Source organism: Clostridium ganghwense (assembly GCF_026735165.1).
Lineage (GTDB): Bacteria > Bacillota > Clostridia > Clostridiales > Clostridiaceae > Clostridium_H > Clostridium_H ganghwense.
The window spans coordinates 471,308-487,289 of sequence record NZ_JAPQES010000002.1 but is presented as its reverse complement, the minus strand read 5'-3'; the positions used below and the strand labels follow the sequence as shown (position 1 = coordinate 487,289).

At 29.5% G+C, this 15,982-nt stretch carries 19 protein-coding genes and 1 tRNA gene; 19 read left to right on the top strand and 1 reads right to left on the bottom strand.

The features are described 5' to 3' along the window. Window positions 1-18 precede the first annotated feature (18 nt). From coaE to OXH55_RS09010, 3 genes are all read left to right on the top strand, one after another. Complete coding sequence (coaE, locus tag OXH55_RS09020; RefSeq protein ID WP_268049587.1) at window positions 19-645, top strand: dephospho-CoA kinase; 627 nt, start codon at window positions 19-21, stop codon at window positions 643-645. Then, a complete protein-coding gene (locus OXH55_RS09015; RefSeq protein WP_268049586.1) occupies window positions 623-1,192 on the top strand; it encodes a lytic transglycosylase domain-containing protein in 570 nt (189 codons plus the stop codon). The genes coaE and OXH55_RS09015 overlap by 23 nt, the downstream gene beginning before the upstream one ends. A 96-nt stretch (window positions 1,193-1,288) precedes the next feature. Further along, window positions 1,289-1,373 (top strand) — tRNA-Leu (locus OXH55_RS09010). Between the two features lie 142 nt (window positions 1,374-1,515). Here OXH55_RS09010 and OXH55_RS09005 read toward each other — a convergent pair. Continuing rightward, window positions 1,516-1,809 (bottom strand): YmaF family protein, encoded by a 294-nt coding sequence (locus OXH55_RS09005; protein WP_268049585.1) that lies wholly within the window; start codon window positions 1,807-1,809, stop codon window positions 1,516-1,518. Window positions 1,810-2,106: 297 nt separating this feature from the next. Between OXH55_RS09005 and OXH55_RS09000 the strand changes: the two genes are divergently transcribed. The 16 genes from OXH55_RS09000 (at window position 2,107) to minE (ending at window position 15,905) form a co-directional block, all read left to right on the top strand. After that, complete coding sequence (locus tag OXH55_RS09000; RefSeq protein WP_268049584.1) at window positions 2,107-3,432, top strand: methyl-accepting chemotaxis protein; 1,326 nt, start codon at window positions 2,107-2,109, stop codon at window positions 3,430-3,432. A gap of 154 nt (window positions 3,433-3,586) precedes the next feature. Continuing rightward, window positions 3,587-4,021: an ACT domain-containing protein gene (locus tag OXH55_RS08995; protein WP_268049583.1), complete on the top strand. Its 435-nt coding sequence runs from the start codon at window positions 3,587-3,589 to the stop codon at window positions 4,019-4,021. Between the two features lie 84 nt (window positions 4,022-4,105). Next, window positions 4,106-4,510, top strand: a complete 405-nt coding sequence (locus OXH55_RS08990) for a hypothetical protein (protein WP_268049582.1) — start codon at window positions 4,106-4,108, stop codon at window positions 4,508-4,510. Between the two features lie 108 nt (window positions 4,511-4,618). Next, entirely contained in the window at window positions 4,619-5,131 is a 513-nt protein-coding gene (locus OXH55_RS08985) for a GNAT family N-acetyltransferase (RefSeq protein ID WP_268049581.1), read from the top strand. A 189-nt stretch (window positions 5,132-5,320) separates the two neighbouring features. After that, window positions 5,321-5,902: a C40 family peptidase gene (locus OXH55_RS08980; RefSeq protein WP_268049580.1), complete on the top strand. Its 582-nt coding sequence runs from the start codon at window positions 5,321-5,323 to the stop codon at window positions 5,900-5,902. 153 nt (window positions 5,903-6,055) lie between these two features. Beyond that, window positions 6,056-6,784: an SPOR domain-containing protein gene (locus OXH55_RS08975; protein ID WP_268049579.1), complete on the top strand. Its 729-nt coding sequence runs from the start codon at window positions 6,056-6,058 to the stop codon at window positions 6,782-6,784. 141 nt (window positions 6,785-6,925) lie between these two features. Then, on the top strand, window positions 6,926-7,186 hold the full coding sequence (locus OXH55_RS08970) for a DUF4321 domain-containing protein (RefSeq protein WP_268049578.1): 261 nt from the start codon (window positions 6,926-6,928) through the stop codon (window positions 7,184-7,186). A 10-nt stretch (window positions 7,187-7,196) separates the two neighbouring features. Further along, window positions 7,197-7,772: a Maf-like protein gene (locus OXH55_RS08965; RefSeq protein WP_268049577.1), complete on the top strand. Its 576-nt coding sequence runs from the start codon at window positions 7,197-7,199 to the stop codon at window positions 7,770-7,772. A 14-nt stretch (window positions 7,773-7,786) separates the two neighbouring features. Beyond that, complete coding sequence (gene radC / locus OXH55_RS08960; protein ID WP_268049576.1) at window positions 7,787-8,473, top strand: RadC family protein; 687 nt, start codon at window positions 7,787-7,789, stop codon at window positions 8,471-8,473. Window positions 8,474-8,499: 26 nt separating this feature from the next. Then, window positions 8,500-9,621, top strand: a complete 1,122-nt coding sequence (locus OXH55_RS08955; protein ID WP_336296765.1) for a rod shape-determining protein — start codon at window positions 8,500-8,502, stop codon at window positions 9,619-9,621. A 6-nt stretch (window positions 9,622-9,627) separates the two neighbouring features. After that, window positions 9,628-10,473, top strand: a complete 846-nt coding sequence (mreC, locus tag OXH55_RS08950) for a rod shape-determining protein MreC (protein ID WP_268049575.1) — start codon at window positions 9,628-9,630, stop codon at window positions 10,471-10,473. Window positions 10,474-10,484: 11 nt separating this feature from the next. After that, window positions 10,485-10,976 carry a rod shape-determining protein MreD gene (mreD, locus tag OXH55_RS08945; RefSeq protein ID WP_268049655.1) on the top strand — a complete coding sequence of 164 codons (492 nt, stop codon included), beginning with the start codon at window positions 10,485-10,487 and terminating at the stop codon, window positions 10,974-10,976. Window positions 10,977-10,990: 14 nt separating this feature from the next. Then, entirely contained in the window at window positions 10,991-14,074 is a 3,084-nt protein-coding gene (locus OXH55_RS08940) for a penicillin-binding transpeptidase domain-containing protein (protein ID WP_268049574.1), read from the top strand. A gap of 108 nt (window positions 14,075-14,182) precedes the next feature. Further along, window positions 14,183-14,815, top strand: a complete 633-nt coding sequence (minC, locus tag OXH55_RS08935) for a septum site-determining protein MinC (protein WP_268049573.1) — start codon at window positions 14,183-14,185, stop codon at window positions 14,813-14,815. A 14-nt stretch (window positions 14,816-14,829) separates the two neighbouring features. Beyond that, window positions 14,830-15,627 carry a septum site-determining protein MinD gene (gene minD / locus OXH55_RS08930; RefSeq protein WP_268049572.1) on the top strand — a complete coding sequence of 266 codons (798 nt, stop codon included), beginning with the start codon at window positions 14,830-14,832 and terminating at the stop codon, window positions 15,625-15,627. An 11-nt stretch (window positions 15,628-15,638) separates the two neighbouring features. After that, on the top strand, window positions 15,639-15,905 hold the full coding sequence (minE, locus tag OXH55_RS08925; protein ID WP_268049571.1) for a cell division topological specificity factor MinE: 267 nt from the start codon (window positions 15,639-15,641) through the stop codon (window positions 15,903-15,905). Window positions 15,906-15,982: the final 77 nt, after the last annotated feature.

Sequence of the window (15,982 nt, the reverse complement as noted above, 5' to 3'; positions counted from 1 at the left end):
TTATTTTAGGGGGAAAAGATGATTAAAGTCGGTTTAACTGGTGGAATAGGCAGTGGAAAGAGTACTGTATCAAAAATGCTTATACAAAAAAATATACCTATTGTTGATGCTGATATAATTTCAAGAGAGGTTCTGGATTTATATCCAGAAACTCTTGAGAAAATAAAGTATACTTTTGGAAAAGAATTTATAGATGAAGGTGGAAGTTTAAAAAGAAGAGATCTTGGTAATCATATTTTTAAGAGCAATGAACTTAGAAAAAAATTAGAAAACATAGTTATTCCCTATATAAAAAGAGAAATATTTAATAGATTAGAAAAATATAATGAGTTAGGAGAAGCTATATGTGTAGTTGATGCTCCTACGTTGATAGAACATTTTATACATAAGGAAATGAATGCTAATATTTTAGTATGGGTAGATAGAGATATTCAGATAAAACGCGTAATGGCTAGAGATAAACTTAAAGAACAAGAGGTATTGGATAGAATTAATTCACAAATGCTTCTTGAAGATAAAAGAAAAGAGGTTAATTATATAATAGATAATAGTAGGGAATTACAATATACGAAAGAGCAGTTGGAGAATATATTGACAGAAATTAGACTACTAGGAGGCAACAATGAAGGTGAAAAAAAGAATTAGAGGGTTAGTTTTTATCATCATACTAATAATGATAGTATTAAATGTAAAAGCTATAGGAAGAAAAATATATCCTATAAAATATAATGATTATATAAAAAAATATTCAGTTAAGTATGATTTTAACCCCTATGTGGTTGCAGCAGTAATAAAAGTAGAAAGTAATTATAATAAAAATGCACGATCTAAAAAAGATGCTATTGGTCTTATGCAGATGACGCCTTCTACAGCGAAAGAAGTTGCAGATAAAATGAAGATTGAGGATTTTACTGTTGATATGCTTTATGATCCTGAATTAAATATAAATATGGGATGCTGGTATTTAAATGATTTAAGAAGAGAATTTGGAGAAAATATGGAGTTGATATTAGCAGCATACAATGGTGGACGAGGAAACGTTAAGAAATGGCTGAAAGACAAGGGTGTTTCCAAAGATGGTGAAAATCTTCATTATATACCTTTTAAAGAAACAGACAAATATGTAAAAAAAGTTAAAGTTAATTATAATGTATATAATTATTTATACGGTGATGAATATAAGAAACAATAGTATTTATTAAGAAATATTTGAAAATTTTTGGAAAGAGTCTTGACAGTATATATTATGGTAGTATAATAATACTATAAGAAAATAATATATACTTAAGCAGGAGTGGCGGAATCGGCAGACGCGCACGTTTAAGGGGCGTGTACCGCGAGGTGTACGGGTTCAAGTCCCGTCTCCTGCACCATAAAATGGCTTGAAACATTGGTTTCAAGCCATTTCCCTTTTTGTAATTCTTAAAATATGTATAAAAATAATTAATTTATTTGTGTGAAATCACATAAGGAGCCAGTTTTGGCTCCTTATTATATATTAAGATATAGATATATCTAACATGGACTTGTGACATCATAAATATAGTGAATGTGACAGTCTTCACATTGTGTTGGACCACTTATATAATGAATATGACCTCCGCCAGGACAAGGATAGCTAACGCTAGTCCTAATATAATAGTAATGACGATGACCATCCTCTTTGGTTGTACAACATTTTATATAGTGTACATGTGGTCCGCAATTTGGCCCATAAGTTGTTTTACCTTTGTACTTATGGGTATGTCCACAATTGCAGGATGTTCTACCACAATAATAATGTCTATGACAGCAGCAATTACAACTCATATCAATCCCCCCCCTAAAATTATGTTGTTCAATTTATAATATGATGAAATTGATATTATGGGGACAAAAATATTTTTATTTTAAATTAATGAAAAACAAATCTTAAAAATTTCCTATAAAAACAAATAGTTAATAGATTAAATAAAATAAAAGATTTTAGATAGAACGAAAAAACAATTATCTAGTATAAATGCTTTGAAAGTAGAGGAAATATTGACAAAATGTAGAATTTATAAAATAAGAAGAAAGGGGGCGTGTGATTTTATATTTTATATTTTATATTAAAGGGGCTGTTGAATGATGTTAGAAGAAAATAAAACCATTAGTACAAAGATTATATTTACAATATTAATTTTACTAATTATTGTATGTAGCATTTTAGGAGGCATTGTATATTTTAGTGCTTCTAGTATATTCAGCAATATAGTACCAAAAGAACAATTACTTGAAGCATTAGGTACATTAAAAATAAGAGTGATTGTTGTATCAGTTTTATGTATATTAACGGGATTAGGTGTAGCTATATATATTGCTAGAGATATTAAAAATCCTTTGTTGAAAATTAAAGAATACGCAGAGGCACTAAGAAAAGCCAATTTATCCTATAAAATAGATGTTACAAGAAAAGATGAATTTGGACAAACAGGAAAAGCTTTAAATGATGCAGCGGATGCATTAAATGGAGTAATGATAGCTGTTAAAGAAGAAAGTAATACTATATTAGACGGCAGTGATAAAACAGGAGATATGTTTAAAATATTGAGTACACAGATAGAAAAAGTGTCAGGAGCAACAGAAGAAATTTCAGCTAGTATGGAAGAAACCTCTGCAGCTGTACAGGAAGTTACTTCAATGACAGTTACAGTTAAAGAAGATGCTGTTACTTCATCTCAAAAAGCTAAAGAAGGTTTAAATTTAGCTTTAGATATCCAAAAGAAAACAGAAGCTATAAATAGAAATTCTACAGAATCTAAAGAAAAGGTTCAGTTAATTTATGAAAGCGCAAGGGAAAAGCTTGAGAAGGCTATAGAAGAAGCAAAAGTTGTTCAAAATATTCCAGAAATGGCAGAAAGCATTCTTGGTATTGCAGAGCAGACAAATTTATTAGCTTTAAATGCAGCTATAGAAGCTGCTAGAGCAGGAGAACATGGTAAAGGTTTTGCTGTAGTTGCAGAAGAAGTTCGTAAACTCGCAGAACAATCATCAGAATCAGTTGGTGAGATTCAAGTTAATGTTAATAAAGTTTTAGCATCTGTAAATGAACTATCTGCTTCATCAGAAGAAATTTTACAGGTTATTGAAAGAGATGTATTAAAAGATTATGAGAATATTATAGATGTGAGTGTTCAATATAAAAATGATGGAAATACTTTTAAATATATAGTTGAGAATTTTACGGAGATTTCAGATGGTATTTCAAATTCTGTAGAACAGATAGCTAGAAGTATGGAAGAGGTTTCAGATACAGTTATAGATGTTGCAAAAACTTCAGGAGAAATTGCTCAAAGTGTTAGTGAGGTTAATAATAGCGGCAATTCAATTGCTGCAGAAGTTGATAATAATAATCAAGGTGCCAATATATTGTATAGTATTGTAAATGAATTTAAATTACAAGATTTTTGAGTGTAAATTATATTAACAAATGCAAAAAAATAAAAAATTAATAGTGTATAGTTGATTAGTTTTTTATATTTTTATTTGAATAAATATAAAAAAGAAATTAAAATAATAGTATAAAATATTTTTATTAATATACGATAGGATGGTAGGAGTAAAGATGAATAAATATCTGATAATAAACACAAAGATTTTGCCAGAAGTTTTTGAAAAAGTTGTTAAAGCTAAGGAAATCTTAAAGACGGGTAAAGCAAAAGATATTACTGAAGCTGTTAAAGAAGTCGGGATAAGTAGAAGCTCGTATTATAAATATAAAGATTCTGTTTTTCCTGTTGCAGAAGCAACTCATGTACAAAAAGCTACTATTGCATTTTCACTCTGTCACGAAGCAGGGACTTTGTCTAAAATATTAGATAGAATAGCTCAGGTTAATGGAAATATATTAACTATAAATCAAGATATACCTATCAATAATGCTGCTAATGTAACAATAACTTTTGATATTTCAAATATGAATATTGAATTAAATGATTTAATTGACGAAATACGAGAAACGAAAAATGTGGTAAAAGTTAATCTAATAGCAATGGAATAGATATGTAAAAAATTAAAAAAAGTATTTAAATACTAATCTTGTGCATACCTTATAATATAGTTAATTTATTATGGGGGTATGTATATGGAATTTAATTCTGAAGATAGAATGGATATGGAATACGAAATGGTTCCTATGCCTATAAGTATGCCGATGTCAATGGGAATGCCTGGAATGATCATGCCTCAAATGATGGAGATGTCAGGAATGATGATGCCTCAGATGATGGGTATGATGGGCAGAATGTATCAACCAGATATGATGGAAATGGATGAAATGGAAGAGGAAGACTACGGAGAAGAGGAAGGCAATGAAAGTAGAGGCAAAGAATCTTATAGGCCTAATGAAGTAAATAGAATACTTAGAAAAATTGAAAGGTATAATCCAGGTATCTTTAGAACTATGGGCATGTATGGAATACCTTATCCTACTGCTAGACGATTATGTAGAAGAATAATTAGATTAACCTTAATGTATTATGATGATTAGTTGATAGAATTTTAAAAATAACCTCTAAAGCTTTTATGCTTTAGAGGTTATTTTTTTAAAGGAAATTCAACATTTATGTAGAAATTAAAATATTAAGAGGTGTAAAGTATGTTTGATATTAAATTGAAATTTGAAGACTTAGAAATTTTAAGTATAGAAAAAGAAGATTTAGGAAGAATATATAAATGGTTTACAAAGGAAGAAAAGTATTTGTTAAAGGTACAGAGTGCTTCTTTAGACGAAAAGCAATTTTATGAACGATTCCTAGAATATTACTTAAGTGAATGTGAATTCTTTTTGAAGATAAATAGAGGGAGTGAATTTATAGGAATTATTAAGGGAACAATAGATTTCAAAAACCCTAATGAAGTTTGGATAGGATATATTATGGTGGAACACTCCTTGAGGGGGAGAGGGGTAGGCGCTAAAGTATTAAAAGAGATCATAAGGTATTTTTGTATTGAATGTGGAATATGTAATTTTTTTGTTAAGGTTAATGAAAAGAATTTAAGATTTATAAGCTTTTTGAGAAAGAATAAATTTAAAGTATCAAGAGTTTGTAAAGAAACAAATACCGCTTTAAATAATGGATTTATAATTTTAACAAAAATAATACAATAAAGTATATTATTGATGACAATATGATAATATGATGCAGGAATTATTGACAATTCTTTATAAAATATTATATAATGACAAATGTATATACAATACTTATAAAAAATATGATATAAAGCTTATTTTTGTCAGAAAATTTAGTATTGTTTGCACTTGAAAACGTTATCTTTGAAGCTGCGAGGAGGAAAAAAAATGAAGTGTTTTATACGAAAGACTATGATGCCAACAGTTTTTTTGATAGCTTTTGGTTTTATAATGTCTATTAGTTGTTATGAGGCAAAGGCTGATGTCGGAAATGGAGCAACTCACAGTGTAAATGTTCGCTCCACGAAACTAGAAAGCAATAGAATTATTAAAGTACCTAAGAAACAATCAGAAAGAGAAAAACTGTCAAGAGGAAGTAGTAGTGTTAGTAATAGGGTAGTCGAATACTCTTACAAGTTTTTAGGAAGACCTTATGTTTGGGCAGCTTCCGGGCCATCATCATTTGACTGTTCAGGATTCACATCATATGTTTATCGTAAATTTGGATATTCATTACCACACTATACAGGATATCAAGTTCAGATGGGCAAATCTGTATCAAAAAGTAAGTTAAAGACAGGAGATTTAGTGTTCTTCAATACTTCAGGTTCTAATAGTCACGTTGGAATTTACATAGGTAATGGTAATTTTATTCATGCATCATCCGGAAAAAGGAAAGTCATAGTAAGCGATTTAAGCCAATCATACTATAAATCAAGATACTCAGCAGCAAGAAGAATCATAAAATAAATTGTAATACATAAACTAAAAATATATATTTACATATAATTATAAAAATTCCGGTCTATTATGGTCGGAATTTTTTAGTATAAACATTCAACTATGAAAATAAAATTAAAGTAGAGAGGTATGTTTATTCTAATTTTATGGGGGGGGATGAAAATGAAGTATACTAGATATGATTTGAAAAAGAAAAACAATAATTTAATACTTTTTATAATTATAATAATTGGTATACTAATTTTAGCATTTGTTTCTGGTACCATTATATCCGATATATTTATAAAAGGAGCTGGAGATAATAAAGTTAAGAAAAATACACAAAATGAAGTTCAGATGAAACAAATAAATGAAAAAGGTGATAATAAAAATTTGCAACAGCCAAGTTTAAGTGATATTAGCAGTTTTGTAGCTATTCAGTGTGGAGCATTTTCCAATAAAGATAATGCACAAGCTTTAAAAATAGAGCTATCTAAGTTTGGAAAGGCCTTTTCTGTAGAGGAAGAAGAAAAAATTAAAGTTATTTTAGGAATATATTCTGAAAAAGAATGCTCAAATATAATAAATTCTCTTAAAAATGATAAAAAGGAATATTCTAGAGTCAAATTTGAATTAGAACCTAAAGATCCATGTGATATGCAAATTTGTGAAATGATAGATGCAAATTTACAAATAATACATAAATTATATGATAATAAGGTGAAATCTGTGCAGACTAAGCAGATAAAAGAATGGGTTTCTAATTTAAAGAATGTAGATAAAAATAGTACAAATTATAAATTATTTTTATCTTTAAAAGATAATATTAATAAATTACCAGAAGAGATATCAAAAGATGAGATAGATAAGCAGAATATTTTTATATATAATGTATTAAAAGAAATAAAATAAACAGTTTTTTAGCATTCAAAATATTTTTGAATGCTTTTATTTTGTTCAAAAAAAATTAAGAAAAATAATGGATATATATACTTGTTTAAGTTTTTATTAAGTGTTAAACTATATAAGATAAAAAAGTTAAGAGAGGTATATATGGTGAGGAGTAGTGGGAAAGGTGGCTTATTAGCTTTTGTAATACTACTAGGTGCAATAAGTGGAAATTTTATTGGCGATATTTTAGGTAGTAGTGTAAAAACGCTAAGTTTTTTAAAAATATCATATCCTATTGGAACTTCTAGTCCATTTATTTTAAATTTGAAAGTTATTAAGTTAACATTTGGTATTAATTTCAACATGAATTTAATGGCTATAATTGGAGCAATTTTAGCAATGATATTATATAGAAAATATTAGGAGTGATAAAGTGCGCATAGTTTTAGCTTCAGCTTCTGAGAGAAGACAAAGTCTTTTACGTAGGCTTACGAATAACTTTGATATAATAGTGAGCGATTTTAATGAAGAAGAAATAAAATTTAATGGTGATTGTGCTAATTATGTAATGGAACTTGCTAAAGGAAAAGCTTTAGCAGTATCAAATATTATAAATGCTAATGCAGTTATAATAGGAAGTGATACTTTAGTAGCTTTTAATGAGCATATACTTGGTAAACCTAAAAATGAGGTAGATGCGTTTAATATGTTAAAACTTTTAAGTGGAAATATTCATCAAGTATATTCAGGAGTGGTAATTTATGATACTGTGTCTAAAAAAATAAAAACAGACTATGTTTGTACAAATGTAAAATTTTCAGAACTTACAGAAGAAGAAATAAAAAAATACATAGCTACAGGAGAACCCATGGATAAGGCCGGTGCTTATGGTATTCAAGGATTTGGTGGGATTTTTGTTGAGAAAATAGAAGGATGCTACTATAATGTGGTAGGATTGCCTTTAAATAAATTGAATTATATGCTTAGGGAGATGGGGGTAAATCTATAAAAGGAGTAATGTAGATGAGAAATACTTTTAAAATTATGGATTTACCACAAAATGAAAGACCAAGGGAAAGACTTCTGAGATATGGTGCTGAAGTCTTGTCTAATAGTGAACTTTTAGCAATTATTTTAAGAACAGGCACATCAAAAGAAAACATTGTAAATTTGAGCAGCCGAATTTTGAAAGAAAGTGGAGGCTTGAATGGACTTTTAAGTATGAACGTCGAGGAATTTATGAATCTCAATGGTATTGGTTCTGCAAAAGCAGCTCAACTTTTAGCAATTGCAGAGCTTTCAAAAAGATTTAAAACATTTAAATCTGGAGATACATATACAATTAAACAACCTTCTGATGCTGCTAATTTAGTTATGGATGATATGCGCTGTTTAAAAAAGGAGCATTTAAGAATTATTATGCTAAATACAAAAAATTTTGTTATATCTGTAAAAGATATATCTATAGGAAGTGTAAATTCATCTATTGTGCATCCTAGAGAAGTATTTAGTGAAGCAATAAGAAAGAGCAGTACTTCTATTATAATATGTCATAATCATCCTTCGGGAGATCCTACTCCAAGTAGTGAAGATATAAAGGCAACACAAAGATTAAAAGAGTGCAGCAAATTACTAGGAATAGATTTGTTGGATCATATAATAATTGGAAATGGTGTTTACATAAGTTTAAAAGACAAATTTATATTGTAGTTTTAAAAGTGAAAGGAGAAATTTTCGTGCGATTATTTGGAATGACAAAAGATATGGGAATAGATTTAGGAACAGCTAATACATTAGTATATTCAAAAGGAAAGGGTATAGTCTTAAGAGAACCATCTGTTGTAGCTATAAATAGAACTACAAATAAGGTTTTAGCTGTAGGTAATGAAGCTAAACAAATGATAGGAAGAACTCCGGGAAATATTGTGGCTATAAGACCTATGAGAGACGGAGTAATTGCAGATTTTGATGTTACTGAAGAAATGTTAAAAAATTTTATTTCTAAAGTTTGTACAAAATCAGCTTTTACAAGTCCAAGAATTGTTGTCTGTTTCCCATCGGGAATTACTGCAGTAGAAAGAAGAGCTATAGAAGAGGCAACTAAAAGAGCTGGTGCTAGAGAGGTTTATTTAATGGAAGAACCTATGGCTGCGGCTATAGGGGCAGGATTGCCTGTACACGAGCCAACTGGAAGTATGGTTGTTGATATTGGAGGGGGAACTACTGAAGTTGCTGTTATCTCACTTGGTGGTATTGTTACAAGTAAATCACTAAGAATAGCAGGAGATGAACTTGATCAAGCAATTATTGCATATATCAAGAAAGAGTATAATCTTATGATTGGTGAAAGAACAGCTGAAAGTATAAAGATGGAAATTGGTTCTGCATATCCAACAGGAATGACTTCAGAAGAACTAAAACAACTAAGAAAAAGTGAAGAAGACGAAGAAGAGGGAATAGAAGAAGAAAATGAAGAAAATACAGAAGAAAGTAGTATTGACTTATCTAAGGAAATAACAGAAAGAACTATGGAAATAAGAGGGAGAGATCTTGTTACAGGACTTCCAAAAGTAGTTGAAATAAATGAGACTGAAATTAGGGGAGCGCTCAAGGAACCTGTATCTTCTATTATAGATGCAATAAAAACTAACCTTGAAAAAACACCACCAGAACTTGCGGCAGATATAATGGATAAAGGTATAATGCTTACTGGAGGAGGTGCTATGTTAAGAGGCATTGATAAGCTTATTAATATAGAAACACATATGCCAGTACACATAGCAGAATCACCTCTTGACTGCGTTGCAGTAGGCGCAGGCAAGGCTCTTGATAATATTGACAAAGTTGGCAAAAAGTAAAATATTATGACTTTTTTTAAGAATAAACTGACAGTGACTGTTATTGTGCTGTCAGTTAGCTTTTTAATCTTAATTGGTTATACCTCTAAAAGAGAAAAAAAATCTACTGCAGAAAATGGTATAGGTGTTGTGTTGAATTCTGTTCAAGGAGTTGTATATAATTTTAACAACAAAATAAAGAATAATATAAATTTTGTTATGAATTTTTCAAAAGTAAAAAATGAAAATGAACAGTTAAGAGCTGAAAATACTCAGCTTACTGATAAAGCATTAAAATATGATGCATTAGAAAAAGAGAATGAACGATTAAGAAAAATGTTAAATTTTAAAAATCAAAGGTCAGAATACGAATATATAGGTTGCGATATTATAGGTAAAAGCGGTAATAACTGGTTAGATGGATTTGTAATCAATAGAGGCGCAGATGATGGAATAAAGAAAAGGATGGTAGTTATTACTGGAGAAGGGCTAGTTGGACAAGTAACTTCAGTAGGTAATAATTGGGCTATAGTTCAATCTCTAGTAAATGAGAATATAGCAGTTGCTGGTTTGGTTAATAGTACGGGAGAGAATGATGGGGTAGTAAAAGGGTATAGAGATATTAATGATAAGTTACTTGCGAAAGTGTATTATCTTCCTTTAGATTCCAAAGTCAAAAAAGGAGATGTTATTCTAACTTCTGGACTTGGTGCTCTATATCCAAAAGGAATAAAAATCGGAACTGTTATAAGTATAGAAGAAGATAAAGGAAAATTAATAAAAAATGCTTTAATACAACCGAGTGTTGATTTTAATAAACTTGAGGAGATATTTGTAGTAGTTCCTAAAAATAATAGAGAAGTAAAATATTAAGGTGATATATGATGAAGAAAATAGTTACAGTGATACTTTTGTTAACTTTGTTTTTAATATTAGATAATGCTTTGATACCTTTTTTTGCTATTAAAGGTTATTATCCTAGTCTTTTATTTGTATTTGCAATTTGTTATTCTATCATAAATGATAGTTGGAGTGGTGTTTTTCTTGGAATATTTTGTGGGCTATTACAAGATATGTATTTAACTAATAGCTTAGGAATTAATATGTTTTTAAATATGATTATGTGTTTAGCTGCTAGTAAAATAGGGAAAACCATATTTAAAGATAAATCATTAGTTCCAATTATTACTTGTTTCTTACTTAGTTTTTTAAAAGGAGTTTTGATGTTTGCTATTCTTTATATATTAAAACAATATATACATATAAAAACATCATTATTTATAAGCTTATATAATATGGTAGTTGGAATTTTTATGTATAAAAGAGTATATAAGCTTTGTCAAAAGGATTTTATGGTTAAAAATTGGAGATTTTAAAGTGGTGATTATAAATGAGTAAGTTTAGTATGAGTGAAGCACAAAAGAGATATAAGAAAAAAAAAGATAAGAAAAAATATAATAGATACACTGCATTAGTTATGATTATGTTTCTTATATTTTCCTTAATTATTTGTAGGTTAGTAAATTTGCAAATAGTTAAGGGAGAGGAATATAGAGAAAGGACCAGTAAAAAGTCTATTAGAAACATACCTATAGCACCTCCAAGAGGAAATATAATTGATTCAAAAGGAAAGATACTAGCAGAAAGCAGACAAGGATATACTTTAGTTTTTACTGAAACGGATGAAAGTAAAAAGAAATTTTTTGATACTATGATTAAGGTTTTTGAAATACTTGATAAAAATGGTGAATCTCAAAGAGATGATTTTGAACTTAAGATTAATCCATTTAGATTTGAATTCGGAAGTGATAACCCTAAGACTAGAAGATGGATGGAATTAAGATTCAAAAAAGATAGAGGAATGAATGACGAAGTTAGAAAAGACCTTTTCCCAGGAAAAAAATCAGAAGAGTTAACTGAGGAAGAAAAAAAGAAAATTGATGAAAAACTATTAAAGATAACTCCAGAAGAAACTTTTAATTATTTGTTACATTTTTATAAAATCGATGCTCAAGAAAATAAATTAATATATACAGACCTTTTTAATAAGATGAAAGGTAAAGAAGTAAAAGGTACAGAAACTTTAGAACATTATTTGAATTTGCACAAAATAGAAGTTAAAAATAAAGAAGACGAAAAGATATTTGCTGAATTATATAAAAAGATGCCAAAGGAAATTTTTGATTATTTAGTTGGACTGTATAATGTTAAAAAGGACAGGTATTCTTTACAACTAAAAAGAAGATTAATGCTTGTAAAAGATGCTATGAAAATGCAGAGCTTTTATGGTTTTAAACCTGTTGTTATTGCTTCAAACCTTAAAAAAAATACTGCATTTATATATATGCAGAAATATGAGGAACTTCCTGGTATTGAGGTGACTGTTGATCCAATAAGAGTATATCCTAATAAGGAATTGGGTTCAGCTTTTTTAGGATATCTGTCTAAGATAAGTTCGTATAATCAAGAAAAGTATGAAGAAAAAGGATATGATGCAAGTACTGATTATATAGGTGCAGCAGGAATAGAAAGTGCTTTTGAAAGTACACTTAGAGGATCAAAGGGTACTAAAATTGTACAGATAAACAAACATGGTAGAATTATGAAGGAACTTGGTAGAAAAGAGCCTTATCCAGGCAAAAGTGTGCAGTTAACAGTAGATAGTGAAATTCAATATACTGCTGAAATGGCTTTTGATCAAGTTATGAAAAATTTACAAGCGTCAGGAAGAAATGATGATGTTGATACAACAAATGCAACAAGAGGAGCAGTTACAGCTATTGATGTAAAGACTGGAAAAGTACTTGCATTGGTAAGTAAACCAGGATATGATCCTAATTTATTTGCTGTACCAGGAAGGTTAACGTCTGAATTGCAATCACAATATTTTAATCCAGATTTAAAATCTTTTGGAGCAGAATATGCTAAAAATTTATTAAAAAGAAATGGTATTGCAAGAGAAGCTTATAAAAATAAAACTGTAGATGATATAGTGGATAGATTATTTCCATTGGATAAAAGTATAAAAAATAATACTACTATTAGACAGGATAGATATGACATATATCCAAAGCCTCTTTATAATTACGCTACTAAAAGTCTTATACCTCCAGGTTCTACTTTTAAACCTCTTGTAGGGCTTGCAGGATTAGAAGAAGGCGTATTACAACCAAATGAAACTATATATGATGGCATTGTTTATACTAAACACGGATATAAAGGTAGAGACTGGAACTCGTATAGTTTTGGAAAGGTGAACGTAGCAAAAGCTATAGAAAAATCCATAAACTATTTTTTCTTTGAAGTTGGTGATAGATTATTCCAAACTAAGAAGTATAATGGTGGATTTGATGCGATAGCACACTATGCATGGAAATTTGGGCTTGGAGCTCCAAGTGGAGTTAAGCCAGCAACTGGAATAGAAATTCCAGAAAGATTTGGGCAAGTATATAATTTAGAATCAGGTAGAAGAATTTTTTCTTCGCTATATATGAACTCTTTAATTAATCTTTTACAAAGAGGTACTGATACAAGAACTCCTAACTACAATAGTCACTATATAGGTGTGGATATTACAGATAATGAAAATGATAGTGATAAGATTAAAAAATTAAAGGAAAAACTTAGAAGTAGAATTTTAGAAGAAATGAAATATAGGGCTAAAGGTACTGCTGATATCAAATCTATGTTTTTAGAACTTTCAGATTTAGATCCTAAATTAAAGAAAAAATATACTGATAACTATAATGAATACTCTAAAAATTATGTTGGAAATGCTAATAAAAAAATGACATATGAAGCTTATGTTGCTGATCAAGTAGAGCAAGCATGGCTAGCAGCAGTTTATTCAATTGATGATGCTAATTTTAATATAAATAACCAAAACAATGTTTATGATGCATCTATAGGACAGGGAACAAATCAATTTACACCACTTCAATTGGCAAATTATATTGCAACGCTTGTCAATGGAGGAAATAGATATAAAGTGCATTTAGTTGATAAAATATTAGATCAAGATGGAAAAGTAGTTAAGGAATATAAACCAGAGCTTATTGAAAAAATAAATTTAAAAGATGTAAATGTTAATGCTGTTAAAGCTGGTATGAAAGATGTTACTGGTGGTGATGGTACAGCACGTACAGCTTTTGAAGGTTTCCCAATATCTAATGGAGGTAAAACAGGTTCAGCTACATTTGCTAAGGTTCAAGATGAATTTGGAAGAACTTCTTATGGTGTATATGTAGGTTTTGCACCTTTTGATAATCCAGAAATAGCAGTCTGTGCTGTAGTATTTGATGGAGGACATGGTGGATTTGTAGCTCCTGTTGCAAGAGCAATTTACGAAAAATATTTTGAAGAAAGATTAAAAAAAGATTATCCAGATTATGTTCCAAGGTATAACTTTACTATTCAAAATGACATAGATCAAGAAAAAACAGAATCGTCAGTTGATATAAATGTTGAAAGATAAAAAAGCCAGATAAATATTTATCTGGTTTTTTAAATTTATTTTAATTAATAGAAGGATTTAGAATAAAAATGTTGAAATATAAAACAAGGGCATTTATGGAGGTTTGGTATGGTTAAGGGCGGTTTAATAATAAAAGGCAATAAAGATGGATTAAATGCAGTAATTGATATGAATAAGTTCAGAGATTTTGATGAAATGATGGAAGAGTTCGTTGAAAAATTAATTAGTGGAAAGAGATTTTATAAGGGTGCTACTATAAAAATAACAACTCAACTAAAAGAACTTACCGAAAGAGATATAATAAAATTAAAGGATATACTATTTGAAGAGTTTTTAATTAAAGATTGTATTTTTGAAGATAAAGAAGAAACGAAATATAGAGTATTTTCTGGTATCTACGAGGGACGTACTAAATTTTACCGTAAAACTATAAGAAGTGGACAAATTATAAGATATGCAGGAAATATTGTAATAATAGGAGATGTTAATCCAGGAGCTGAGGTTTACGCTGCTGGAAACATAATAGTTTTGGGAAACTTAAAAGGAAATGTCCATGCAGGTAGTACAGGAAATACAAAAGCTATAATAGCAGCTTTTAGCCTGCAGCCTAAAATACTTCAAATTGCTAATGTAATGACAAGAGCCCCAGAAGACGATGAAAAAACATATTATCCTGAAGTTGCTAAAATAAAAGACGATACAATAATTGTAGAGCCTTATTTACCTAATAAATTTGTATAATGGAGGAAAAATATATGAGCGAAGCTATAGTAATAACGTCAGGTAAAGGTGGAGTAGGAAAGACAACAACTACTGCTAATATAGGAACTGCACTGGCTTCTCTTGGTAAGAAGGTAGTTGTAGTAGATGGAGATACTGGTCTTAGAAATTTAGATGTGCTTATGGGACTTGAAAACAGAATTGTTTTTACACTACTTGATGTAGTAGAAGAAAGATGCAGAGTAAAGCAAGCACTTATTAAAGATAAGAGATTTTCAAATCTATGCTTATTACCTACAGCTCAAACTAGAGATAAGAATGATGTTAGCACAGAACAAATGTTAAATCTAATTAAAGGATTGAAAGAAGAATTTGACTATGTAATCATTGATTGTCCAGCAGGAATAGAGCAGGGATTTGAAAATGCTATTGTGGGAGCAGATAGGGCTCTTATCGTTGTAAATCCAGAGGTTACTTCAGTGAGAGATGCTGATAGAGTTATTGGAAAGCTAGATGCTAAAGGATTAGATAACCATGAGCTAATAGTGAATAGGCTAGATTATGAAATGGTAAAAAGAGGGGATATGTTAGATGTAAGTGATATACTTGATAGTTTAGCTATAAAGTTAATAGGGATTGTACCAGTAGATGAAGAAATAACTGTAGCTACTAATAAAGGAGAACCTGTAGTTTTAAATAGTAAAGCAGCGGCTGGACAAGCATTTAACGATATTGCTAAAAGAATATTAGGAGAGGAAATCCCTTTTACTCCTATTACAAGTATGGAAACTGGATTTTTTGCATCAATAAAGAAAATATTTAAATTTAAATAGGAGGAGATTACATGGATTTATTTAAGTTGTTTTCAGGTAAGCCTTCCTCTAAAGAAGTGGCCAAGGATAGGCTGAAGTTAATATTAATCCACGATAGATCTAATATTTCGCCTGAACTTTTAGACATGATGAAAAGTGATATTTTAGAAGTGATATCTAAATATGTGATAATTGATGATGGAGATATAGATGTAAGACTAACTAGAACGAAAGAAGTTGAGGGAACTTCACCAGCTTTAATTGCTAGTATTCCTATAAAGAAAATGAAAGAAAGATAATTAAACAATAAAAGCTATGTATAATTTAAAACTTATACATAGTTTTTTTGTGTTTATATGATATAATCGTATGTGTA